Genomic DNA, 23,843 nt, shown 5'->3' with positions numbered 1-23,843 from the left:
CCATTTGCCCCAAGGAAGACATTTTTTCCGTTTGAATCAGCTGTCCTTGGGTTTGTTGCAGTTCTTGCAGGGTTTGTTGCAAGTGAAGATTTTTGTCTCTCAATTCTTTTGTCCGCTTTTCAACTCGAATTTCTAGCTCTTGATTGGTTTTTTCTAAAGCAATCTTGGCATTTTTTTGGGATTTTAAATATCCTTGTAGCAAGCGTAAAACTGACAGCCATGCAGGAATAAGCATTGCTAAACTCACAAGGGAGCCAAAGCTTGACAAAAATAGATAATTGCGGTAATGAACAAATTTCTTTTGTAGCTGAAGCGCAATTGTGCGATTTCTGCTGGCAACACCTGCAGCGTATTTTTGTTTCTCTATCTCATATTCCCGACTGGATAATATTGCCTGTGCTCTTTCTTTTTGACCTCGCCTGACCAAATCAAAAGATTGGTACTCCATTTCTACTAAACGTTGATTGGCAGTATCGGTTTTGATGGCAGCCTCGTTTGTATAAGCTTGGGGAGCTAGTTTAATGGATTCCTTAATGGCTGCGTTTAATTGAGGTTCAAATAGACGATATCGTTTTTCCCAACTTGAATCACCTGTCACAACTGCCATACGCGCTGACATTGTTAGCACTTCATCAAGATAAACAATTTTGTCACTCAAGGTTTGGAGTCGAAATTCATTGTTAATAATGTCATTAAAGTTCTCGTAAGCTTGCCAAGCTAGCCATGCTTGAGGAATAAATAAAAACAAAGTGAGAACGACCGTTGCTGTTACAACCTGAGATGGACGAAATAACCGTGTATAAAGCAAGTTTCTTGACAGTAGTTTATACAAGTGTTGGGTGAGTTAAATTTTGTCTTTATCTTAGCTTAATCCACGAGAAGCCCCACATCTGACCAGAAAGGCAGTGTTTGGTATTGTGAAACATTGCCCACCAAGGATCTCATTGCCTAATCTATTAAAGTTAAAATTTGTAATATAATTTAAAATTGTGTATTTCTCTTGACATTGTCGATCATGAACACAAGCGATGGCAAAATTAAGCTCGACCAGTTTTTAAAGTTGGTGGGTATAGCACCGACAGGAGGACAAGCTAAGCTATTGATTCAGGCGGGTGATGTCAAAGTGAATGGTACACTCGAAACCCGACGAGGACGGAAATTAGTGTCGGGTGACGAGGTGACGGTGGAAGGGCAAACCTTTAGAGTCGATCTGTAAACCAATGGTTTACAGAATACTGATAGCTAGTAGATAGCTCTTTGAGCCACTTTTGGTTGCTCTTGACGATATCCAATTGTTTCCAGAAAAGCGATCGCAGTAGGGACAGGGCTATAATGCTTAAGTGCCCAGCGCCTTCCTTGTGTGGCGATTTTTTCGAGAATTTCTGGTTGGTCAGCTATTCTGTCTACTGCTTTTTGTACGTTGTCTAAGTCTATACCAATATAATGCTCCCAATTCTTTGGCATGACGGGGAGAGCAAGGCCATATTTTTCAAAATCTACATGAAAGGTAACGCAGCCGGCAGCTAATGACTCCCAAAACCTCCAACTATCCCATTGCAAAATTGTGTTTGACTTTAATTTCAGCTTGGTGAGAATGCGTTTACTAGCACGGCTCATCAAACTTCCTGGGTTCTTAAACCAAGGAAGGACAAAAAATCCACCAAAGGCAGCGCAAGCAGCAGAATTCTTGAGGCGTTCGTAGTAATTTGGGTAGTGACGTTTACCCGATTGTTCCCATTGATGGTAATGATAGAGGTCTGTTGGTATGTCATTATCGACATAGTTATCGACTGGCAAAATCTTTTCAATTCGGGGGATAAGTTGACTGCAAATGATTTGTCTGACTGAATGAGTGTTAGACTTCCAATGCCTAAAGTTGAGTAGCAGCTGCCTTTTTTTATCTTGGAAATTTGGCACCTCTTGAAGCTCTCTAAGTATGCGATCGCTCAGCCCAAATGCCCAGGGATAAAAATTCTCTCCGTAATTTAAATTCTGATTAAAGTGATTTCTAAATATAAAATCGAACTGCTTGAATTCCGGTCTGTCAATGTATGTGCGATCGCTATCTTCACCATCTATGTAAACCGTAATATATTTTCTCTTGGGGTGAAATAAATTTTCTGGTAAAGGAAGGTCTACAGTGTACCAATTACTTGGCAAAATCACAACACAACAATCATCAGGTGTAATGTCTGGATTGTGACGAACAAGATATTCTTCCTCAGGGAATTCTCGCCAATAATTCACGTTGGAGAAGAACGGTATTCCCAAATCCCTGAAACCTTCTGCCAAACATACCAAACAATGCTGCAACTTGTCTCCTTCTAATACGCCCTGTCTGGGATCGCAATAGAAATATATTTGTTTATTAAACTTTCCTAACATCTATCCCTCACATACCCACTTTTTTCTACAAGGCACTATATACCTCAGTTGTTAGTTTTGCATAAAAGTGCTTTAAGACAGATGCTAATACTTAAAAAAAGTAGGAATTTCTCCCAATTAGCAGTGCTGCAGTCTATGCTTATTATTCTCTTGTAGAAACTTTTTAAGTACGTTTTCTGAAAGTAGGCAACACAAAATAAAATTCTAAATTTTATCTTTATATTGACTGTGGCATTACGATGCTGCTAATCTCTGTTACTAGCTCGTTATACTCTAAGTCAGACAAAACAGGTTCTGCGCCGTGCCGCGAAATTGATTCAACCAAGTCAATCCATGACTTGCAGCCCCCATATTCGCTGCGATAAGGAATTTCTCGTGCTTGAGGTAGTTTGTAAACCCTTAACAGCAAAACGTACAAAGGCACTCGCGGTTTCCATTTGAGGCGATCGCTCACAAAGGACTCGCTCCAAATATGAAATGGCTCTAAAGCTTTTACAATCGATTCCTCACTCACTGGGTAAATATCAGTAATCTCAGCCCAACTGCCAATACGCACTGTGTCTGGATGCCAACCGGATGTGACTGGAATGACCAAACTGGCATACTCTGGCTTTAATAAAACAGGTTGTTGATGTTCGTAAGTTGGGTAGAGCAAAACTTGCTTGTGAGCAACTTGGAAACTTCCGCCCCGTTCGTGGATACCCCCTTTGCGAAGCAGCATAATTGTTTTGCCACTTTCTAAGGCGTCGATAGCAACAGCCCATTCTTTCAGCGCATTATAAGTGAGAGTCAGATCCTTCATAGACATCAACTTTAATATGGATAATACCAATAGCTAGATAAAGTAGTATTTTACGAGAAAACATCTACATTTAGTTAGATAAATTCTAATTTTATAGGTAAAAAAGCTTGGATTTAATCTCGCATTATGGTGTTACATCAGACCATGCTTTAGATAGACGAGTCTGCTTGGTAACAGAGTTAACTTTTAGAAGTAAATAACAATAAGGGCTTCAATACTTCAACGGAAATTTTGAAGTATTGCCATAGGGTGTGCAAAACCAACAACTAAATCTTTTCTGAAAATTTTTTACATGAAGGTTAAGGAGATACCAATGAACGGAAACAACAAAAAGAATTTATTCCAAATATTGACTAGTAGTGTGGGAATCGTCGGTGCTAGCGTTTTACTGAGTCTACCAGCGTTTGCGATGCCTAATTCTAGCTCTCGTAGTGTAAAAGTTAGTGAAGCTCCTGTAGATACGTTGTATAGTCAAAGCCAAACACCCGAACCTACAGGTGGTGATTCCGTGCAGAGGATGAATCAAAATCGAAATAACGGTACTAGCGGCACGCAGCAATATAATCCAACCCAAAATAATCAAAACCAAAATAATCAAGATCTAGCACCGGAACCTACGGGTGGCAATTATATGGATAGGGTGCGACAAAATCAAAATAACGAGACTACCGGTTCTCAGCAGTACCGCAATAATGGAACTACTGATTCTCAGCAATACCCCAGTAACGGGACTAGTGGCTCTCAGCAATACCCCAGTAACGGGACTAGCGGCTCTCAGCAGTATCCCAGTGACGGGACTAGCGGCTCTCAGCAGTACAATTCTCCAACTGGCTCTCAGCAGAATTTAAATCAGCGCAACAACGACATTCAACAAAATACAGGTGGTAGCAACACAACAGATGGACAAAATACTAATGGAGGCGTTAGAGCACTTTGGTAAATTCTACAGGGCTTAACAAGTTTTACACATCCTGAACAAAGTAAGATTAGAGGGTAAAAAAGGTCTTGATTTTTTACCCTTGCTCTTATTTATTAACTTGCATTACCTAAATAGCTCAACACAAAAACCTAAACTTGAGTAGAGTGCTGGGTCTAATTGTGTGCATTAGCATTTCCTTGTAAGATGGGCTTCTCACCCATTCTTGAAGGGCTTATTTTGAGGGTTAGTCATTATCTACCTAATGTAGTATTTACTCATGTAAACTATTAGCTCAAAATTTATTTCTGGGGAATTTGATTGGAAAAGAACTCAGATGTTTAAGCAATTATTTAAGATATTTTTTTTATTGGGTGTTGTTTCTTTGTGTTTCAGCCCTGAAATTTCATTAGCTTCCGAGGAATCTTTTAATAATCAAGAGTCTTTGAATAATTCAGTCACTGAACCAATTGATACCGATATCACTGATTCTCTGACTCCGCCCATGCACTTAAAGATAAATCTTAGCCGCCGTCAAGTCACACTCTATCAAGGAAAAAATCCAATTAAAAGTTACCCAATCGCTGTAGGACGTCGGGGTTGGGAAACACCTACTGGCACTTTCCGAGTCCGAGATATGTTGGTCAATCCAACTTGGATACACCCTATGACGGGCAAAGCTATTCCAGGTGGAGATCCAAAAAACCCTCTTGGAAACTACTGGATTGGATTTTGGACAAACGGTAGAAATTGGGTTGGGTTTCACGGAACTCCAAATCCTGAGTCGGTGGGTACTGCAGCCTCACATGGTTGCATTCGGATGTACAACAAGGATGTTGAGGAATTATTTAATCAGGTGAGTATTGGAACACCCGTAACTGTCGTGCGTTAAGTAGGGGTTAAACTCAGATTTGTTCGCAGTCGGTGCTTGAGCCACTAACGCAATATCCCCATTAGCATCAATCACCCAACCAGATGCTTCTACAATTTGAGTGGCAGAAGTGGCAAAATGAGATTCTACGTTACCTTTTCTAGGTGGCAACGGATTTGGAAGAGGCGTTTGCTCCTTTGCAACCTCAGAGAGTGTCACCCAATCAGCAAGCACTGCATCGCCTGTCAATAGCTCTGTGGGACTCTCAGGAAGTCCTCCGCGTCCTACAGCCATAAAAGAACCCCTTCTTTGTTTTCCAATAGAATTGCAACCAGTAGCAATTTGTTGCGAAGCATCTACCAAATTGACAGGTAGTTCTACTAATCCCTGGCTGGGGTTGATATCGGTGTTGTTAGTTTCAACACTGCCATTTACACCCAATTGAGAACTGGCGTTAATCTCACTTATGTTGTTATCTAAGAACTGCTGAGTGCGATTCTCCAGCCCGTAGATACCAGAAGCAGTAATGTTAATGTTACCTCCATTTCCTTGGAAGGCATTGGCGAGGAGATCGCTGTTTTCTTGAGGAACAGCGACGATAAAGCCATCAAGAGCGTTGATTCTAATGTTGCCACCATTTGCTTGGTTTAGAGCAGCAGCAGATATCAAGCTGTTGCTTCGCATTAATAATAAATCTAGATTTTCAAGGGTAATATTGCCACCATTGCCAGAATTGGTTTGAGCTACAATGGCTCCGTTATCCAGACTTATGGAGTTGGCTCTCACTGTAAGATTACCTGCGGCTCCTAACTTTAAACTACTCACAGTGACTTGTGCGCCATCCCGAACAATTAATTTCCTGGTAGTCACCGTTAAGTCTCCTGCACGACCACTCCCTCTCGTCCGAGCAAACAAGCCACTAACACCTTGACCGTTGGGTGCTGTGCCGCTAAGTTCAACTTTATCTAAGGCTTGTATAGTCAAAATTCCACCATTCCCTTGACTATCCTCATTAGTACCAGCTGTAACCTGCGCTCCATCCTTAACAATCAGCTGCCGCGTGTTAATGATTATTGAACCTGCATCTGCAGTACTTAAAGTCTGAGCAAATAAGCCGCTTGTCTTGTCAATGGATGAAGTTCCGCTGAGTTCCACTTTCTCTGAGGCGTTGACTGTTAGTGTACCACCACGACCTTGGCTGCCTTACTCGTTATTTTGGCGATATGTAGAGCAGGATGCCATGCCTTATTGCATTGAAAACAATATTTCCATCCTTGCCTATTCACCTTTAGCCCAGGGATTGCTGACAGGCAAATTTGAGCGCGGTCATAAATTCGACCCACAAGATAACCGTTCTCAAAATAAGCTGTTCCAGGGAGAAAACTTTGAACGAGCGCAGCAAGCTTTAGATAAATTGCGCCCTATTGCTGAACGTCACCAAGCTACCCTTGCTCAATTGGCATTGGCTTGGTTAATCGCCCAACCACAAGCACATGCGATTGCCGGTGCAAGATACCCAGAACAAGCACAAGCAAACGCAAAAGCAGCTTCCGTTCAACTTTCTGCCGAAGAACTTCAAGAAATTGATGCTATTGGGCGTATTGTGACCGATTTCTTGGATAAAAGCCCACTCATGTGGGATTGGTAGTTTTGAGAACTTTAACAACTTGTTAACTTGGGTTAACAAACACTGGCGAGTTCAGATTAGGGTGATATCTTAATAAATAGGACACCAAACAAAGCAAAACCAAACTCAATCGGGCAAATGATAAGGTGTCTCCGGTCATCAGCCCAAGCAAATGTCAGCATAGGAATTATGCAAAGTGGTAAAGCGCCAAAATCAGTAGGCGAAACCAGATCCCAAAGCGGAAAAACGAAAAAATGCTGAGTTTGCTCAACGTGTTGTCCACCCTAGTTGTTGATTCTTCAGAAGTAAAATCGATTTGATTTATTACAAGCGTTAGAAACCTGGTCCCTCTGACCAGGTTTTCGAGTTTTAAGACTGATTCGACAAAACCCAATCACGCAAAAGTGGATTTACCAAATTTGGAACTTCATCATGAGGACAATGACCGGCATTCAGGAAATGTTCTGTCAGATTGGGATAATATTGTCGAAACTTCTTGGAACGTTGTCTTGCATTTATCCAAGGATCTGCTTCTCCCCACAGCATCAACAGAGGACACGTTAATTGCTGCAGGAGAACATCAACTTTTTCCCCTTGGGGAGTGTTAAATACAGAGGAAAACACATCAAAAGCACCTGCATCGCAAGCAGGGCGATGAATTTCTTCTATAAGTCGATCTGTAATTGCACTTTTATCAAGGTACACTTTCTCTAAAGTTTGACGAATGACCCACTTTTGTTTGATGTACTGAAACAAAAGAAACTGGGCTAAAGGTTGTTGGAATATCCACTTAACAACTTCACCTAGCAGTTTTTGCAACTGTTCGTTTGGTTTCGGAGGCTCAATTTCAGCTTGTAAAGCTTGTGGTTCGGAAGAAGATTGATTTTCGCTAAACGGACCTGCACTATTAAGTAATACCAAACCTGCGGCTGCATCGGGACATTGTGCCGCAACACACAAACTTGCATAACCACCAAGGGAATTGCCTACCAAAACTGCTTTCTGACCAACCACTTCAGTAATAAAATCGTAAAGTTGGTCGCGCCACAGGTCGCCACTGTATGCCAATTTAGGTTTGGCTGAACGTCCGAACCCCAGAAGGTCAATCGCAAACACCTCAAAATCATCACACAGCCCCGAGACATTCTTACGCCAGTGGTCTGTAGATGCACCAAAGCCGTGTACCAATAATATGGCAGGACGTTGAGGTTGCTTTTTTCCTGCTTTTACATAGTAAATGTTGTGCCCTCGCCACTGCCAATACTGTCCGGGAATTGGATTTGTAGAAGGGGCTGTCGTTACCTGCATGATGAAAAAAATGTTATATTATGTAACCTTTCTCATTGTAATAGAATATTTAAGGTTGATTGTCCTTAGTCATGTGTCCTTTGTCCTTGGTATCAGACAATAATGAGTAGTCGATAAAACGTAGTAAAACGTAGGAATTACTGGTTTTTCATCGTTCACTTTCTTGTACTCCTCTGTAGTCGTTATTAGTAGCAAGCGGTTTCCAGAACCAACCACATAGATAACGTAGTTTAGTAGGAATAATTGGGCAGTCTACCCAAGCCCAACGTGTTAATCGTGGTCGAAGCTTACCTCTCTTTGGATTAACACATACCCATAAGATTACTCTCAAAGGCTTTCCGCAGTACGAAGACTGCGTTAGTTCTGTGACGTAATATTGCTTTTAATCCGATATTTCTAGCAGCGTTCAAACCTGAATGAGCCGAGTAGGAGGTATTAACATTAACTACAAAATTAGCACCCTTTTGGTAAGAATTTTCTAACTTACCTTCTTTAATTAAATTAATGGCTAATTTCCCACTGTAATTATTGAGTCGTGCTAGTTCCTGCCCCCAAGGGTCTAAACGAGAAGTATGTCTGGGATTGACGCGAGTTGTGAGAATTCCATAATCTTGGAATGCAATGCGATTGACCTCATGAAATACCTTCGATTTTAACCAATATGCTCGCTTCTGGTTTGAACGCTTGGAATACTTAGCTTTACAAGGAGTGAGATTTTTGAGATGTTCAAAACAAATAACGCTACATTGCCAGTGCTTGGCAAATTCCACGATTTGTCTTGCGATAGCGAGACCTGCTTCTTTCTCTCTAAGAGAGATTTTCTGCCATCTCTTGCTACAGAAGCCTTTATGTACTATTCCAGTTTTTTTCATTCGGATTGCTATGAGTCCTAAATCTCTCTTCCTAAGCTTTGTATGATGGGTTTGTTTGATGAAGTGACGTGCAACTTCAACAACCTCGTCATTAGCTGCGATTTCTAGAACAGATAGAATAGCAATATGATTGTCTAAATCTGTATCGACTCCAAGAACACGAACAGAGTTCTTGGCAAAAACACTCCGACATCTGACTGATAAATCCCAGTGTCCCCTTTGCACCCGGAATTTGAAACACATCAGCAGGACCATTACCACGAATTTGAGATTCAGTCAAGCCCCAGCGATCGCGGATTCTTTGCCGTAACTCTTCAGAAGGTATCCAACCGCGATCCCCAAATAACTCGGAATTTCCAATTGGCATAAACTCAATAAACCGGACGTGCCACTGCTTGTCAATTGTCAGTGCGGCAAGATCTAGAACTTCGGTGTCGTTAACGCCTGGGATCACCACCACATTTAACTTCAACGGGTCAAAACCCACACGATAAGCAGCTTGAATGCCATCCCACACTTGTTCCCACCGCCCGCGTCCGCGACTGCCAATAATATAGTTAAAGGTTTCTGGATCGAGGGAGTCCAAGCTAATATTGATTCGCCGCAGACCGACGTCATAAAGATTTTGCGCTATTGGGGCGAGTAAAAAGCCGTTTGTAGTCATCGAAAGGTCTTGGGTTTCGGGAAGAGAGGCGATTTCCCTGACCAAGTCCACAACACGGGGACGCAATAACGGTTCCCCTCCCGTCAAACGAAACCGGGTAAATCCAACAGGGATAAATACTTCTTTGAGAAGGGTTAGTAGTTCCTCATCTGTCAGTAACTGCTGTTTGAGGATATAGTCAAGTTCTGCTCCCTCTGGCATACAGTATTGACAGCGAAAATTACAGCGGTCTATTAAACTAATCCGGAGGTAGTCTACTTGGTTCATATTTTATAGATTTATCTTATAGCCTTGATAAGAAAAAGGTTTCTTTGTCAAGGGATACTTTGATTTGTGAATTTTACTTACATTTTTCTAGGCTAACGTAAAAGCTTAGGGAATGAGACCGTTTGAGCGTTAAGTCTATTCCTTAGTTACTTATGAGGGGATGTCAATCCCACAATTTATAATCTAATTTAGCTGATTTAGTACAATTGCTCTAAAGACCATGACTTATTCAGATCCCAACCGTCTTGACCGTATAGAAGCATTGCTTGAATCTAACAGCCAACAGATTGCCCAACTCTCACAGACGACTCAATTCTTAACATCGTCTCAGTTAGAATTAGCTCGGTCTATGGACACTTTTATTGGGAGAGTCGATCGCGTTGAGCAGCAAGTTTCACTACTAGCGGAATCCCAACAAGCCATTATCGAGACCCAACGCTCAACCCTTGAAAGTGTAGGACAGTTGGCTCAAAATACAGGACAGTTGGCTCAAAATACAGGACAGTTGGCTCAAAACATGGAACGACTGACGGCGATACAGCAACAACTGACTGAACAACAAGCCTCCACAAATGCAGCAGTGGAAAGACTAGATCGGATTTTAGATTATTTGCTGCGAAGGGATAGCGAGAGATAAAACTAGGAATTTCAGTACTTTAAAAGTCTACATAGTAACATAGCCAGTTAAGTACAGATTCTGCATCCGCAGAATGTGTATAATAAACCGCGCATAGAATAATAGACTTATGTATCGTGCAATATAACGACTCTATAAATGACTTGGCAGCGCTTCTGCAACAGCCAGCGGATTTTGACTTTCAACTGCCGAATCCAGAAGACGAAGAAATTCCCGAAATTGAATTTCTTCAACAACTGGAAGTCGCTTGGCAGGTATGCAATCGCTTTGACTTGCAAACTGATATTTGGCGGGGGCGAATTTTGCGGGCTGTGCGCGATCGCGAAAAAAAAGACGGTGACGGACGGGGTACGGGTTTTCTGAAATGGCTCAAAGAACGAGACATCAGCAAAAGCCAAGCTTATGCTTTGATTCAACTTGCCAACAGCGCTGATACTCTTTTAGAAGAAGGAAAACTAGACCCAGGGGCTATCAACAACTTTAGCAAACGGGCATTTGTAGAAACTGCTAAAGCCGTCCCGGAAGTCCAACAGATGGTAACAGAAGCAGCGCAAAACGGCGATCGCATCACCAGGCGTGAGGTTCGTCAGCTTACCGATGAGTGGACGGCAATGTCTTCCGATTTGCTACCCGAACCAGTGAAAACCAAGGCAGCAGAAAATGCTTTGCCTCCTCGTTATATCGCGCCTCTGGTTAAAGAAATGGAGAAACTACCAGAGTCACATCAAAACGCGATCCAAAGGGAAATAGCTCAAAATCCCGATTTAGATACTATCAAGCAAGCAACCACAGAAGCCCGTAACTTGGCAAAATATTTGAAAGCAGCAGCCCAAGTTCAAGCCCTGACTGCTGAAGAAATTGACATTGAAACAGCACTGATAGAAGCTCAAAGAGTTGGGTGTTTGAGCGTCGCTGCGGATTTGGTCAATCAAGCATCTCAGTTAGAACAGATGATTGGCAAGCTGTACATGACTTGGAAGCGGATTGGTAATTTAGCAGACCGCCTTTATGTAGATACTGGTGCAAGTACACCGCAATTGCGATCGCTACTTGAATGTTTGGAACCACTGGGGAGCGAAGTCATGGAATTAAACCTTGGGGGTCCTGGTGAACGCACTATCCGCCTGCAGATTCAGGAAACGAATGATTAAACGATTTTCTCGGTACACTAGCTCACTTGCCACAAGTCAACCCAGAGATGGCTTTTGAAGTCACTGTGACCTGTAACGACGTTAAACGCCATGAGCCAGTTATCCGCAAGAACGAGGGTAGTCAAAAAGTAGAGTTAGCTGGTGTACCCGTATTGGTACAAATCAAAATCAATGCAGTGTACCCAGAAGGTGCAGCAGCTTTAAAGAGTCAAAACCTTGATGGTGCGGTAACTATTTGCGACATTGGCGGTGGTAACACGTCTATCACTCGCTTCTTTAACTCAGAAATTGTTGGTGAACCTGTTGTTAAGGATTTTGGTGCTGAATACCTGATTGAGAAAATTGCTGTTAACTCCAACCTGAAAGCGTTAATCAAGCAACCACCCAGTAAGGACGTGATTAATCGAAGTATCGAAGTTGGGGTGAAGTTTAAGAAATCTGAGACTGGGGAGAAGATAGCGGTTATGTAATGACTATTGATAAAGTCAGGATTAAAAAGTATCAACAATCCAAAGTTGAGGAGTTGTCACAAGCGTTAGATATCCCAGTAGCAAAGTTTATAGAAGATGCCATAGGATTCTATCTCAGGTATTTAGATGGTAAGCAGCCAATAATGACCACAGTAGAATCAATCAGCCAAGTAAACCAAAATGAGATAAAACAGCCACAAGAAGCTATTGTGATTGATGTTGATAACCCAGATGATTTTGATGGAGGAATTGAACTATGACTACAAATCAACCAACCATAGAAGAACGTTTAAGTAGATTAGAAACTTTATTTGTCAACGTTGGTGAAAAAGTAGCCGAACATGACGGTAACATCGATGTACTGGTAGCTAATATTCAGCAATTGACCGAAAACGTTAAGACCTTAGCAGAGCAAGCCGCAATAGACCGTCAAGAATTACGTAATTCAGTTAATCAAATACTGAATTACTTGCGAGACCGTAATGGCGGTAGTTCTCCACCACAAATTTAAAAACTGGCAATCCAGAGAGACCACCAGCTTTTAGTCCAAAAATATAGATGCCCTTCTACATGAGGGGCATTTTTTCATTTTACCAGTACTACATCAGGTGTAGGCTGTGATACAGGGTACAAAGTTGAGCTTTAACTCTCACTAGGGTATTGTTTTCCAGTAAGAAGAAAGCTATTTTGTTAACTCTTAATTCCCGTTGTAGCGATCCCCCGTAGGAACTGGCGCTGACCGATGAGGAAGAGTAGCATCACTGGCACGGTTGCTATAGTCACCGCTGCCATCATGAGGGGCCAGTTATTTGTAAATTGCTCCTGAAATTCTGCCAACGCTAATTGCACCGTCCTCAATTCCGGCCGCGTTGTGAATACCAACGGTTTAAAAACATCGTTCCATTCACCGATAAAGGTAAATAAAAACAGGGTTACCAAAGCAGGACGGGCGAGAGGTAACATAATCTGCCATAAAATTTGCCATCTGTTTGCGCCGTCAATGGCGGCGGCTTCTTCTAACTCTACAGGAATGCTTAAAAAATACTGCCGGAGTAAGAAAATACCAAAACCATTGGCAGCTGTTGGTAAAATCAGCGCCCAGTAGGTATTTATCAGGTGTCCCCACTTTAATACCAGAAAGACAGGAATCACCAACAACTGGAAGGGGATCACCAACGTTGCCAGGACGATGAGGAGGAGTATTTGCCTTCCAGTAAACTTCAACCGTGCTAGGGCATAACCAGCAAGTGCCGATGTAACAATCTGAAAGGCAGTCACTGCTAGTGCCACTAGGGTAGAATTGAGGAATGCCAGTAAAAATTTACCTCGCGACCAAGCTTCTTGGTAATTTGCGAAAGACCAACCACTGTTAGGTAAGAATTGAAGAGCAGATCCAGAAGGAGCAAAGGATGTCAAGAAAACCACTATGAGGGGCAGCAGGACGATCGCTGCCCCTAGTAGCAGTATTCCTTGGCTCCAAGGGACTCGGGACTGTGGAGCTTGGATTGTAGATTTTGGATTTGTCATTGTGTCAGTATCCAACATTTAGCAATCTCCTGTCCGTGTACCCCTGATATTCCTCATCTTCCTTATCTCCTCCCTTAATTCCTGACATCTCCTATGGACTAGCTTGAAATAATACTGCCAGCAAAGGCTAATCTATAACATAGAGACTTGTTAAGTTACATTAAACCACAGTTACCAAACAAGCTATCAGCTATTGGTTGTTAGTTTTCAGCTTCTCAAGCTGACTGATAACTGCCGAGGGCTGAGGTTTCATAAAATCTGGTATCAAAAGATTCACATCACAGGAGTGAACAGTACCATGCAGCAGCTCGCAGCTCAATCTGAAATTGATTTTCACAGCGAAGTGTACAAGGACGCATACAGCCGCATTAATGCGATTGTGATTGAAGGAGAACAAGAAGCTCACGAAAATTACTTGAAACTCGCTGAACTGCTGCCAGAACATAAGGATGAACTCATTCGTCTGTCTAAAATGGAAAGTCGCCACAAGAAAGGTTTTGAAGCTTGTGGACGCAATCTTGCGGTAGCACCCGATATGCAATTTGCTCGCAACTTCTTTGCGGAATTGCACTCCAATTTTCAACAAGCGGCAGCTGAAGGTAAAGTTGTGACCTGCTTGCTCATTCAGTCTTTAATTATTGAATGTTTTGCGATCGCCGCGTACAACATTTACATTCCAGTTGCCGATGACTTTGCTCGTAAAATCACCGAGGGCGTTGTTAAAGACGAATACAGTCACCTGAATTTTGGTGAAGTTTGGTTGAAAGAACATTTTGAAGCATCAAAAGCCGAATTTGAGGAAGCAAACCGCCAAAACCTCCCCATTGTCTGGAAAATGCTCAACCAAGTCGAGGATGATGCTCATAACTTGGCAATGGAAAAAGAAGCTTTGGTGGAAGACTTCATGATTCAGTACGGAGAAGCTCTTGGTAACATTGGCTTCACTACCCGTGATATTATGCGCTTGTCAGCTTACGGGCTTAGAGCAGCTTAAACTAAGTGGCTAATGGCTAATGGCTAATGGCTAACCGTTAATCAAAAAAGAATTAGTTATTAGCCATTACCAACTAGCATCCAATCATTCACCATTTGACGAAGGATACGCACAACACAATAGTTCATGTTTGGTCTAATAGGACACCTTACTAGTTTAGAACACGCGCAGGCGGTAGCCAGATACTTAGGCTACCCGGAATATGCCGATCAGGGTTTAGATTTTTGGTGTAGTGCCCCGCCCCAAATCGTCGATCACATTACTGTTACCAGTATTACGGGTCAAAAAATTGAAGGGCAATACGTAGAGTCATGTTTTTTGCCAGAAATGCTGGCAACTCGTCGTATCAAAGCAGCGACACGCAAAATCCTCAATGCTATGGCTCACGCGCAAAAGCATGGCATAAATATCACAGCTTTAGGCGGGTTTTCCTCAATTATTTTTGAAAACTTTAACTTAGAGCAGTTTGGACAAGTCCGCAATATTAAATTGGAGTTTGAACGTTTCACCACAGGCAATACCCATACGGCATACATTCTTTGCCGACAGGTGGAACAAGCATCGACAGCCTTGGGAATCGAACTGTCAAAGGCTACTGTTGCGGTTTGTGGAGCAACTGGGGATATTGGCAGTGCAGTTTGTCGTTGGTTAGATGCGAAAACTGATGTCAAAGAGCTTTTGCTGATAGCTCGCAATCAAGACCGATTGAAACAACTACAAGAAGAACTAGGGCGTGGCAAAATCATGTCCTTAGAAGAAGCACTGCCCCAGGCTGATATTGTAGTTTGGGTTGCCAGTATGCCTAAAGGTGTAGAAATTGAGGCAACGAATCTAAAGCGACCCTGCTTGCTAATTGATGGCGGCTATCCAAAAAATTTAGCAACTAAAATTCAGCATCCTGATGTTTATGTCCTGAATGGTGGCATTGTAGAGCACTCTCTTGATATTGAATGGAAAATTATGCAAATTGTCAATATGGAGGTGCCCGCACGTCAGTTGTTTGCTTGTTTTGCAGAATCAATGTTGCTGGAATTTGAGAAGTTGTACACTAACTTCTCTTGGGGGCGCAATCGGATTACCGTAGAAAAAATGGAGCAGATAGGTCAAGTGTCGGTAAAACACGGATTTAGACCACTGCTAGTTTAGTCAGTGGTGATTTGTACAGACGTGCCATGACGCGTCTGTACATTATAGTTGAGTGGCTAAAAATTCCTGTTAACCACTAACGACTAACCACTAACCACTAATCACCCTCCACTTACAACTTTTCACTATTAACTCTGAACATGGCTACTACTGAGCGTAAACCGCTACTGTTAGATTTTGAGAAGCCGCTAGCTGAACTTGCCACCAGAATTGAGCAAATTAGGCAACTAGCAGAAGAAAATGGCGTCGATGTTTCCAGGCAAATTCGTCAACTAGAAGCACGTGCTATGCAACTGCGAGAGGAAATATTCAGTAGTCTGTCGCCTTCTCAGCGACTGCAAGTTGCCCGTCATCCCCGCCGCCCCAGTACTCTCGATTACATCCAGTCAATTAGTGATGAATGGATGGAGTTGCACGGTGACCGTTGTGGCTTTGACGACCCTGCTTTAGTTGGCGGTGTGGGTCGTTTGGGTGGAAAACCCGTAGTTATGCTCGGTCATCAGAAAGGTCGCGATACCAAAGACAATGTTGCTCGTAATTTTGGTATGGCATCTCCTGGTGGGTACCGCAAGGCACTGCGGTTGATGGAACACGCTAATAAATTTGGGATGCCGATTATCACGTTTATCGACACGCCAGGGGCTTGGGCTGGCGTTGAAGCTGAACATCAAGGTCAAGGAGAAGCGATCGCTTACAATTTACGGGAGATGTTTTGCTTTGATGTCCCCATTATTTGCACTGTTATTGGGGAAGGTGGTTCTGGAGGTGCATTGGGTATTGGTGTTGGCGATCGGCTGCTGATGTTTGAGCACTCTGTCTACACTGTTGCGACTCCCGAAGCTTGCGCTGCCATTTTGTGGAAAGATGCGGGTAAGGCACCTCAAGCAGCAGTGGCTCTAAAAATTATCTCACACGACTTAAAGAACTTGGGCATTATCGACCAAATATTACCTGAGCCTGTTGGAGGTGCTCATTCCGATCCCTTACAAGCTGCCACTACTCTCAAGCAAGCTCTGTTAGACAATCTGGAGAATCTGAATCGCTTCACGCCTCAGGAACGACGCCAAATGCGCTACGAAAAGTTCCGTAAAATGGGTGTTTTCACGGAAGTTGCCCATTCGTAGAATCAGAGATGATTTACTAATATAGTAGCAGTGCTATAATTGCCTGTGGCACTTAAAGATTTTTTACAATCTTTTAAGCCATAGGCATTCAGAATTTTGGTCATTAGTCATTAGTCATTCCATTTTGGAAATTTGACTCTGGACATTTGACTGACAGTTAACTATCGGGGTGATATGGCGTTTTCTGAGTGAAAGTTCAAATATCGTTACTGAGAGGACGCAATACTGTAGATAAGGTCACCTTAGCTATGGAGCATAGCATCTGCCAAAAAAAATTAATTGGATTTTTAGCTTTGTTTAATTTTTCTGAGCCAAAAAATTTTCACAATGAGGGTGGCGATGCGGTTGAATAACCGCGAAAAAATGGGGAAACTGCATGAGTGTTGAGCGAAGACGACGTGCTTTGATTACCGGGGCAAGCAGTGGAATTGGCAAAGAGACTGCTTTGGCATTTGCACAAACAGGTATAGATGTTGCCGCAGTAAGCCGTTCCATAGAAAAGTTACAGGCGGTTTGTCAAGCTGCAAAGCAGGCTGGAGTAGAAGCAAAAGCTTATCCATTGGATTTGTCTTGTGTCTCTCTAGTGAAAGAAAAGATACAACACATTGCCAGTGATTTTGGGGATATAGATATTTTGGTGAATTGTGCCGGTATTGGTTACACTGGAACTCTCAGTGAAACTTCCCTATCAGATTGGGAAATGGTCTTAGATATAAATCTAACCAGCATTTTTCAGTGCATTATGGGAATTTTACCTGGAATGCGGGCTCGTGGCAGAGGCACAATTATCAATGTTGCCTCAATCGCTGGAAAGCAAGCATTTTCTGGTTGGGGTGCATATTGTGTCAGCAAAGCAGGTTTGATCGCTCTTTCCCAAACCCTAGCACAAGAAGAACGCGCCCACGGTATTCGTGTGAGTGCTATCTGCCCTGGATCTGTCAATACAGAATTATGGGACACACAAACCGTCAATGCTAACTTTGACCGCTCAAAAATGCTAACTCCAGAAATTGTAGCTCAATCAATTCTTCACACTGCCTTATTACCACCCCAAGCAGTGATTGATGAATTGATTCTTATGCCTATTTCCGAGGGTGTGGTTTGCCCAAACAGCCGTCGCCCTTCACCAGCGCTGTAATAAGCACAGTCGATACCTTCTTGGATATCTCCTCGTGCCTCTGTGAGTGGTTTACCCATTTCCCGACTCATTAATAAGGCAAGTTCCTCTTTATGCTCGCGCAAGAGTTCTCCAACTCTTTGAACGTATTCTGCTCTTGCTGGTGCAGGAATGAGTCGCCAAGTACGGTATGCTTTGCGGGCAGCTGCCACCGCTGTATTAACATCAGCTGCTGTCGAACTTGGAAAAGTAGCAACAACTTCGTGGCTATTGGCAGGATTGCGGCTTTCTAAGGTAGCTCCCGATGTAGCATTTAACCATTTTCCGGCGATGTAATTGCGGCAAGTCAAGGCATTACTCATCTTTGTACACCTCCGGTTTAACGATGCGTTGCTCCAAGTGTGGCTTGTACTATTTGTTATCGTCAAGTTAGCAGTGAATGAAATAATAGAATGTAACATTAGCAACAGATGCAACGGATGGGTTATTTGTGAGACTTTAACCCAACACAGCAAAACGGGGATAGGAGAATAAAAATCATAAACAATATTTATGTAAAAATTCTTGATACATTGTTAATATGGTGTTACCCTTATATAAAGTTAGGGTATCTACAAACTTTCAACGCAAAGAAGAGTTACCCACTGGGTCTTTGCTTTGTGTGCTACATACAGTTATTGGTTTGACTCAATAGATTGAAGACTTCTCAAGTGTTGAAGGTGGAGGAGTGGTATTTAGCCACAACTCAATATCAGCACGACCTCGAAGTCAAGGTTACAGGCATCGTGAAATTCCAATTCTTCCTGGATGGTGGTAATGCTAGCCCAAACGATTCTCCTTGGGTATAGGTTACCATTTCTGCGTTTTCCAGTTCACTAAATTTCTCATAGTTTACTAGAGGTAATAGTGTATGAGTGACAGCAGCTTTGAGAGCAGCCGCAGTGGAGAAACTTCCGTGGCGTTCAGCAATGATTTAGTGAACGCTCTCTCATCTTTACAAGTTCAGGTTGAGGGATTTGGCAGCACAGATATTAGTGATGGTATTGCAGATTTTCCAATCACTGGAGGTGCGGCAGACATCGATCTAGTCAAAGTGGACATTATCCACGACGGCGGTTTGACTTTGAAAACAGCGCATACAACCGTCGATTTGACTGATTTTATCATCACGAATTTGGGCGATCGCGCTATTCTAACCGGGCTTGTAAGTGTCGATAGTAACTTATTGGTTCGAGCACCCTTATTTGATTTAAACGTTGGCGGATTGGAGGCATTCACTGAAGGTGAAGAGCCTTCCCTCAGCCTGCTTGATGTGGGTGTGACTTTAACATCTGAGGCAGCAAGCACATTAAATCAAGTCTTTGGAGTCACCGCATTTACACCAGGATTTAACATTGGTACTGCTCAAGTAGAAACACAACTAGTTCCCGTGTCAGATGAAACAAGCACCAATTCAGTGTTTGACATCGTTGCAGGAACAGATGTTCAACAATGCTTTTCAACCTCAAGCTCAGATATAACTAGTGCTGGTGAAACATCTGTACAATTAAGTACCGATCTAGTAACTGCATTAAATGCTCTACAGGTACAAGCAACAGTCTATGGAAATACCAATGTCTTTGGTGACGTTATTGCCTTCCCAATTACGGGTGGTGCAGCGGATGTTGATTCTGCCAAGATTGATATTATTCATGATGGTGGGTTAACCTTGAGCACTTCAACGACAACTGTTGATTTGACCGATTTCATTATCACGAATCTGGACAATCGTGCTGTTTTGAACGGGCTTGTCAGTGTTAACGGTGACTTAGTCACTCGTGCCCCCTTGTTTGAAGTGGAAGTCGGTAGCTTTAACACTTCTTTAGGCGAGGGACACTCACCCCTCAATATCCATGATGTAAATTTGACACTGACCCCAGAAGCAGCTAGCACGCTCAACCAGGTCTTTGGCATCGCTGCGTTTACTTCAGGATTTAATATCGGTACAGCACAAGTGGAAGCTTTCTTGGGTTAAGTTCGATTCGACCAGCTCTCCCGTGAGGGTGGTCAATTTTTTAAAAATTCTTGATTTTTTGGCAGTCCCTAGGGTATCAACGCCATCACTGCAGCGGGGGAACCGGAACCATTGTGCAATCGGAGAACACCAATGACAAGAGTCATCCCTGTCGGTGGTAGCTGGTCTAAATTGGTCAAATTCTCCAACACAATACGCGGTTGTTCCAATATTAAACGGTTGGTTGTAAAAGTGGTGTCTTGCCCTGAATCGACTCCGTGAGTATCAATTCCTACCCCAGCAATTTGACGTTCTTGAAGCAGGAACTTTGTGGCATCGCTGCCAAATCCAGGAAAGTGCATACCTCCTCGAACGTCGCGGTTAAAAAACTCTTGTTCGTCCAACCACTTTTCCTGCCACCCCGTGTAAAGAAGAACTACACAGTGGCAGGGAATTTCACCGTGTTGTTGCTCCCAAGCCAAAATATCCTCAACAGACAGCACGTAATCTGCATTAGTCGCCACTTGTTGGCAGATATCGATCGCCACTGCTTTTACAATCAGTGACTCGGCTGGGTATCCATCAATTCCTGCACTGTGAAGGTAAAAGCTGTTGGGAGCATTGAGATGAGTAGCGCTGTGTTCTCCTAAAGAAAAACGCCGCAGGTAATATCCGTCTTTGTGTAATTCTGCTACAGTTTCAAATTCTACTTGCGGATCGCCTTGCCATTGTGGAATACCCGGTGCGATCGCGTGACTCAAGTGTATCGCCCGAGTGTAGGTGATGGTTTTGGATTGACGACCCTGCGATCGCGTCAATCGCTTTAAAGTAGCTTCCATAACAACAGGAGTTTGACCTGTCACCGTAAACACCAATGCCTCGCGGTAGACCCGTTGTGCATTATGATGGCTGTAGATAGCAGCACCACTAGCAACAGTGACGGCTGCATGAGATATTCGCGATGCTAAATCAATTGCCCAAGCCCGCAGTTGCAGTCTTTTTGCCAGTTCTACACCGGGATTTTGTTGTGCTTTTGCGATTTCGCTGCGACAGTTGCTCAATTCCTGTTGAAGAGCTTCAAAAGCATCGGTAATAAAAGGTAGTAGTTTTTCGTTTGCAGCTGCCTCCAAAATATCTAAACCACCAAGAGCACATCCTGTCGCCAAGAAAGTGGCACGAAGAACATTATTCTTGTCATTTTCATGAATCCACCCAGCAGCTTTAATGAAAACAACACTTTCGGCGGGTAAAAACCAATCCGTTAAAGTAGCGGTGACGGTATTAGTTGAGGTCATTGCAGCTAACTGTGCGGGGGATGAAAATGCTATCTTACCTCCTGACCCTTGAGAAGTTTCCACCAAAGGGACTATACCAAAAACAGAGCGATCGTCAGGCAATGTAGCGGCAATAATAAACTCGCTAAAAATGTTCCAACCCGTTACCCAAGGTACAACTCCATTAAGTAGAAAACCCCCAGATACCGGTACTGCAAGAACTAAAGGTTTCCCCTGACGTCGTAGCTGAGAAAAGCCAACACCCAGTAAAACTTGACCGTGACCCATAAGGGGAAGGTATTTTTCTTGGAGAGTGGGGTTGTTACTGCCAACAAGCATACCAGCAGCACTTTGGTGTTGAGTTTGTAGAAAAGCTAAAGCGCCAGAATATCGAGCTATCAGTTCTTGAAAGTTACCGTATATCTGTTCGCTGACCTCTTTTCCATTCCATCGGCGCGGGACTCTTAGTGCTAACAGCCCTAACGTTCCAAGACCTTGTAGTGCATGAGATAAAGCAACTGGGTTACAGTCTATCTCGTTAGCTAATGGAGCTACTTCTTCAAGTAAGAAAGACCGGGTTATTCTCAGAAGAGAGCCAATATCGTTTAGAGTCATGCGATCCATAGGACTTAGCGAAATCCATTGCAACCGTTAGCTAAGCTCAGAGGGATATATTTTCTTATCCACTTTGATTGGGTTGCAAAGGGGCTTCCTTACTGTTTATACCATAAAGAACCCCTCCAACTCCCGGAAATCCAAGTTTTGGAGGGTTCAAATGTTGCAGCAAAAAGTGAATTAATAATACACTAGCAGTCTAAGAGTAAACTTTCGATTAAAATACATTTAATTTTACGTAAAGACTTTCCCAAAGAGGCAAGTTCTTTCCATGTATCTATTGTTTTGTACGCTTAATATAACTACTATCCATGAATCGCTATTAATTGAAACTCCAAGCGATTAGAAGCGAGTTTTTTCTGCATTGCTAAATTCTACCTTGAAACAAGCCTATTTTAGAACAAAAATTTGGTAGCGATGATAGATAAACTTGCACTAAATAGATACGCGCAAATAAAGATAACTCGTTAAGGTCGTTCTTTGTCATCTGTCATTGGTAAAGATTTAAGTCGTATTGACATTGCTACATAGGTGTTCTTATTCCCACCCACCAACTTAGTGGCTTTACTTCTAAAAAAATTGATAGTTGACTGTTACTAGCCAACTATCAACAGCCTAGTCAACATAACTTTCTAATACGCAATCCACTCTGGGGGAACTGTGTCTATAGGAGTTTCAGTTGTAGTTGTACCATTCACAGTCCAAATGAAATTTTCACCAGTATCGGAATTTCGCCAGAAGACATCCGTTTTACCATCACCATTAAAATCACCAATGGTAGGTTTTCTAGCTAAGTCAGTTGTAGGCAAGAAGGCTGAAGTAGAAACTGATGTGCCATCCATCAGCCAAGCAGTATTCTCGCCAGTAGCTTCGTTGTGCCAGAAAACATCCGTCTTACCATCACCGTTGAAATCTCCAACACTGGATTTCCAAGACGAATCAAGTTTTGGTAAAGAACCTGACGTAATAAAAATACTATTCATCAGCCACACAGCGTTCTCACTTGTTTGGCTATTACGCCAGAGAATATCAGTTCTGCTATCACCGTTAAAATCACCCAGGGTGTAGCTGTCCCACACTGGATCTAATGATGATAAGGCATACCTTGATGTATTAGAGCCATCCATAAACCAAACAGCATTTTCACCTGATACTGTATTGCGCCAGAAGATGTCGCTCTTACCATCGCCATTAAAATCAACAATGCTGTAATTCCAGGATAGGTCAGCTGAATCTATAAAAGCGGAGGTAAGTACTCGAGTGCCATCTATCAACCAAGTGGCATTTTCACCTGTTTGAGTATTGCGCCAAAAAATATCGCTTTTGCCATCACCATTGAATTCAGCAATACTAGCACTCCATGTTGGAGCAATTTTGTCCAAACCAACTTCAGAGGCAATGTTTATCCCATCCATTATCCAGATAAGATTGTCACCTGTTTGAGTGTTGCGCCAAAAGATGTCAGTTTTGCCATCACGGTTGAAATCAGCATAATCAAAGTCCCAAGAGAAGTCTATTTGCCTGGGACTTCCGGCAGTTGCTACCCTTGTGCCATCCATCACCCAAATAGCTACTTCATTAGTTTGGGTATTACGCCAAAATTTGTCAGTTTTGCCATCGCCATTAAAGTCAGGAACGATCGCAGCATTACTGAATAGACGATTGGGATTGGGGTTTTGTCCTGTTGCCGTTATCGGTAGTAATGACGTATCAGCAAGTAGTGATTGTGGCGAGCGCCCCCAAACCATAGCAGTATCTACTAAAGCATCTTTGGCTGCAGAATTATTGGAGTTCGGCAGAGATAAGAATGCACTAGTACTTATAGAATTTAAGGTTTCTGATGCAAACATAATGTTTGTTTATGACTAGTGTTCATAATTTTTTTAACTGTTTTTTTTAAATGTTTCTGTTAAAAAGTAACATCTGCTATTTTTATTTTTTGATTGTTCACACTAAAGCAATAAAGCATATGTTATATGTCTAACATTTCCCATAGCAAAAATACTCTTTTAAAACTTAAAAATTCACACCTTTTGGAAGATAAAAACCCTTCTAACCTAACGTATGGTGGTAACTGCCAACT

The 23,843-nt window shown here is 42.6% G+C and carries 22 protein-coding genes and 4 pseudogenes; 15 read left to right on the top strand and 11 right to left on the bottom strand.

The genetic code is table 11. The features are described from left to right. Window positions 1-808 (bottom strand): annotated as a pseudogene (locus tag ACYRY3_RS12425) (two-component sensor histidine kinase); the annotation flags it as partial. 207 nt (window positions 809-1,015) lie between these two features. Here ACYRY3_RS12425 and ACYRY3_RS12420 point away from each other — a divergent pair. Continuing rightward, window positions 1,016-1,216, top strand: a complete 201-nt coding sequence (locus ACYRY3_RS12420) for an RNA-binding S4 domain-containing protein (protein ID WP_460201974.1) — start codon at window positions 1,016-1,018, stop codon at window positions 1,214-1,216. Window positions 1,217-1,242: 26 nt separating this feature from the next. Here the strand turns inward: ACYRY3_RS12420 and ACYRY3_RS12415 are convergent, their stop codons facing one another. Together ACYRY3_RS12415 and ACYRY3_RS12410 are read right to left on the bottom strand one after the other, a co-directional pair. After that, window positions 1,243-2,385, bottom strand: a complete 1,143-nt coding sequence (locus tag ACYRY3_RS12415) for a glycosyltransferase (protein ID WP_460201973.1) — start codon at window positions 2,383-2,385, stop codon at window positions 1,243-1,245. 217 nt (window positions 2,386-2,602) lie between these two features. Next, window positions 2,603-3,187 (bottom strand): DUF1802 family protein, encoded by a 585-nt coding sequence (locus ACYRY3_RS12410; RefSeq protein ID WP_460201971.1) that lies wholly within the window; start codon window positions 3,185-3,187, stop codon window positions 2,603-2,605. A gap of 313 nt (window positions 3,188-3,500) precedes the next feature. Between ACYRY3_RS12410 and ACYRY3_RS12405 the strand changes: the two genes are divergently transcribed. After that, window positions 3,501-4,127, top strand: a complete 627-nt coding sequence (locus tag ACYRY3_RS12405; RefSeq protein ID WP_460201970.1) for a hypothetical protein — start codon at window positions 3,501-3,503, stop codon at window positions 4,125-4,127. Between the two features lie 313 nt (window positions 4,128-4,440). Then, complete coding sequence (locus ACYRY3_RS12400; protein ID WP_460201969.1) at window positions 4,441-4,995, top strand: L,D-transpeptidase; 555 nt, start codon at window positions 4,441-4,443, stop codon at window positions 4,993-4,995. On the opposite strand, the gene ACYRY3_RS12395 is transcribed toward ACYRY3_RS12400, so the two are convergent. Next, entirely contained in the window at window positions 4,948-6,129 is a 1,182-nt protein-coding gene (locus ACYRY3_RS12395) for a hypothetical protein (protein ID WP_460201967.1), read from the bottom strand. The two genes, ACYRY3_RS12400 and ACYRY3_RS12395, sit on opposite strands and share 48 nt — an antisense overlap. Window positions 6,130-6,175: 46 nt before the next feature. Here ACYRY3_RS12395 and ACYRY3_RS12390 point away from each other — a divergent pair. Beyond that, window positions 6,176-6,622: pseudogene (locus tag ACYRY3_RS12390) on the top strand (aldo/keto reductase); the annotation flags it as partial. Between the two features lie 348 nt (window positions 6,623-6,970). On the opposite strand, the gene ACYRY3_RS12385 reads toward ACYRY3_RS12390, so the two are convergent. The 3 genes and pseudogenes from ACYRY3_RS12385 to ACYRY3_RS12375 form a co-directional block, all read right to left on the bottom strand. After that, window positions 6,971-7,909: an alpha/beta fold hydrolase gene (locus tag ACYRY3_RS12385; RefSeq protein WP_460201966.1), complete on the bottom strand. Its 939-nt coding sequence runs from the start codon at window positions 7,907-7,909 to the stop codon at window positions 6,971-6,973. Between the two features lie 302 nt (window positions 7,910-8,211). Then, window positions 8,212-8,781 (bottom strand): hypothetical protein, encoded by a 570-nt coding sequence (locus tag ACYRY3_RS12380; RefSeq protein WP_460201965.1) that lies wholly within the window; start codon window positions 8,779-8,781, stop codon window positions 8,212-8,214. A 175-nt stretch (window positions 8,782-8,956) separates the two neighbouring features. Beyond that, window positions 8,957-9,712 (bottom strand): annotated as a pseudogene (locus ACYRY3_RS12375) (GTP 3',8-cyclase MoaA); the annotation flags it as partial. Window positions 9,713-9,932: 220 nt separating this feature from the next. Here ACYRY3_RS12375 and ACYRY3_RS12370 point away from each other — a divergent pair. The 5 genes from ACYRY3_RS12370 to ACYRY3_RS12350 all read left to right on the top strand — a co-directional run bounded on the left by ACYRY3_RS12370 (window position 9,933) and on the right by ACYRY3_RS12350 (window position 12,481). Continuing rightward, window positions 9,933-10,349 carry a hypothetical protein gene (locus ACYRY3_RS12370; protein WP_460201964.1) on the top strand — a complete coding sequence of 139 codons (417 nt, stop codon included), beginning with the start codon at window positions 9,933-9,935 and terminating at the stop codon, window positions 10,347-10,349. Between the two features lie 116 nt (window positions 10,350-10,465). Further along, window positions 10,466-11,500, top strand: coding sequence for a hypothetical protein (locus tag ACYRY3_RS12365; protein WP_460201963.1), 1,035 nt, complete (start codon window positions 10,466-10,468; stop codon window positions 11,498-11,500). A gap of 26 nt (window positions 11,501-11,526) precedes the next feature. Then, window positions 11,527-11,970: a hypothetical protein gene (locus ACYRY3_RS12360; RefSeq protein WP_460201962.1), complete on the top strand. Its 444-nt coding sequence runs from the start codon at window positions 11,527-11,529 to the stop codon at window positions 11,968-11,970. Beyond that, window positions 11,970-12,230 (top strand): hypothetical protein, encoded by a 261-nt coding sequence (locus tag ACYRY3_RS12355; protein ID WP_460201961.1) that lies wholly within the window; start codon window positions 11,970-11,972, stop codon window positions 12,228-12,230. Before ACYRY3_RS12360 ends, ACYRY3_RS12355 begins: the two co-directional genes overlap by 1 nt. Next, window positions 12,227-12,481, top strand: coding sequence for a hypothetical protein (locus tag ACYRY3_RS12350; protein ID WP_460201960.1), 255 nt, complete (start codon window positions 12,227-12,229; stop codon window positions 12,479-12,481). Before ACYRY3_RS12355 ends, ACYRY3_RS12350 begins: the two co-directional genes overlap by 4 nt. Before the next feature lie 179 nt (window positions 12,482-12,660). On the opposite strand, the gene ACYRY3_RS12345 is transcribed toward ACYRY3_RS12350, so the two are convergent. After that, window positions 12,661-13,497, bottom strand: coding sequence for a carbohydrate ABC transporter permease (locus tag ACYRY3_RS12345; protein WP_460201976.1), 837 nt, complete (start codon window positions 13,495-13,497; stop codon window positions 12,661-12,663). Window positions 13,498-13,795: 298 nt separating this feature from the next. On the opposite strand from ACYRY3_RS12345, the gene ACYRY3_RS12340 reads away from it, so the two are divergent. From ACYRY3_RS12340 to ACYRY3_RS12325, 4 genes are all read left to right on the top strand, one after another. After that, window positions 13,796-14,491, top strand: coding sequence for an aldehyde oxygenase (deformylating) (locus ACYRY3_RS12340; RefSeq protein ID WP_460201959.1), 696 nt, complete (start codon window positions 13,796-13,798; stop codon window positions 14,489-14,491). Window positions 14,492-14,617: 126 nt separating this feature from the next. After that, the gene (locus ACYRY3_RS12335) at window positions 14,618-15,637 is read left to right on the top strand and encodes a long-chain acyl-[acyl-carrier-protein] reductase (RefSeq protein ID WP_460201958.1); all 1,020 of its coding nucleotides are present in this window, start codon (window positions 14,618-14,620) and stop codon (window positions 15,635-15,637) included. Window positions 15,638-15,777: 140 nt separating this feature from the next. Next, on the top strand, window positions 15,778-16,761 hold the full coding sequence (locus ACYRY3_RS12330) for an acetyl-CoA carboxylase carboxyltransferase subunit alpha (RefSeq protein WP_460201957.1): 984 nt from the start codon (window positions 15,778-15,780) through the stop codon (window positions 16,759-16,761). A gap of 376 nt (window positions 16,762-17,137) precedes the next feature. Beyond that, window positions 17,138-17,899 (top strand): SDR family oxidoreductase, encoded by a 762-nt coding sequence (locus ACYRY3_RS12325; RefSeq protein ID WP_460201956.1) that lies wholly within the window; start codon window positions 17,138-17,140, stop codon window positions 17,897-17,899. Here ACYRY3_RS12325 and ACYRY3_RS12320 read toward each other — a convergent pair. Then, window positions 17,845-18,240: pseudogene (locus ACYRY3_RS12320) on the bottom strand (aldehyde dehydrogenase family protein); the annotation flags it as partial. The gene ACYRY3_RS12325 and the pseudogene ACYRY3_RS12320 sit on opposite strands and share 55 nt — an antisense overlap. Before the next feature lie 333 nt (window positions 18,241-18,573). On the opposite strand from ACYRY3_RS12320, the gene ACYRY3_RS12315 reads away from it, so the two are divergent. Beyond that, the gene (locus tag ACYRY3_RS12315; RefSeq protein ID WP_460201955.1) at window positions 18,574-18,726 is read left to right on the top strand and encodes a hypothetical protein; all 153 of its coding nucleotides are present in this window, start codon (window positions 18,574-18,576) and stop codon (window positions 18,724-18,726) included. Window positions 18,727-18,788: 62 nt separating this feature from the next. After that, window positions 18,789-19,892 carry a hypothetical protein gene (locus ACYRY3_RS12310; protein WP_460201954.1) on the top strand — a complete coding sequence of 368 codons (1,104 nt, stop codon included), beginning with the start codon at window positions 18,789-18,791 and terminating at the stop codon, window positions 19,890-19,892. A 68-nt stretch (window positions 19,893-19,960) separates the two neighbouring features. Here the strand turns inward: ACYRY3_RS12310 and ACYRY3_RS12305 are convergent, their stop codons facing one another. Both ACYRY3_RS12305 and ACYRY3_RS12300 read right to left on the bottom strand, forming a co-directional pair. Further along, a complete protein-coding gene (locus ACYRY3_RS12305; RefSeq protein ID WP_460201953.1) occupies window positions 19,961-21,769 on the bottom strand; it encodes a cyclase family protein in 1,809 nt (602 codons plus the stop codon). A gap of 623 nt (window positions 21,770-22,392) precedes the next feature. Then, a complete protein-coding gene (locus ACYRY3_RS12300) occupies window positions 22,393-23,610 on the bottom strand; it encodes an FG-GAP repeat domain-containing protein (RefSeq protein WP_460201952.1) in 1,218 nt (405 codons plus the stop codon). Window positions 23,611-23,843 lie beyond the last annotated feature (233 nt).

It is taken from the genome of Scytonema sp. NUACC21 (genome assembly GCF_054684315.1).
The sequence above is the reverse complement of the archived record's forward strand: the minus strand, read 5'-3'. Positions and strand labels throughout refer to the sequence as shown.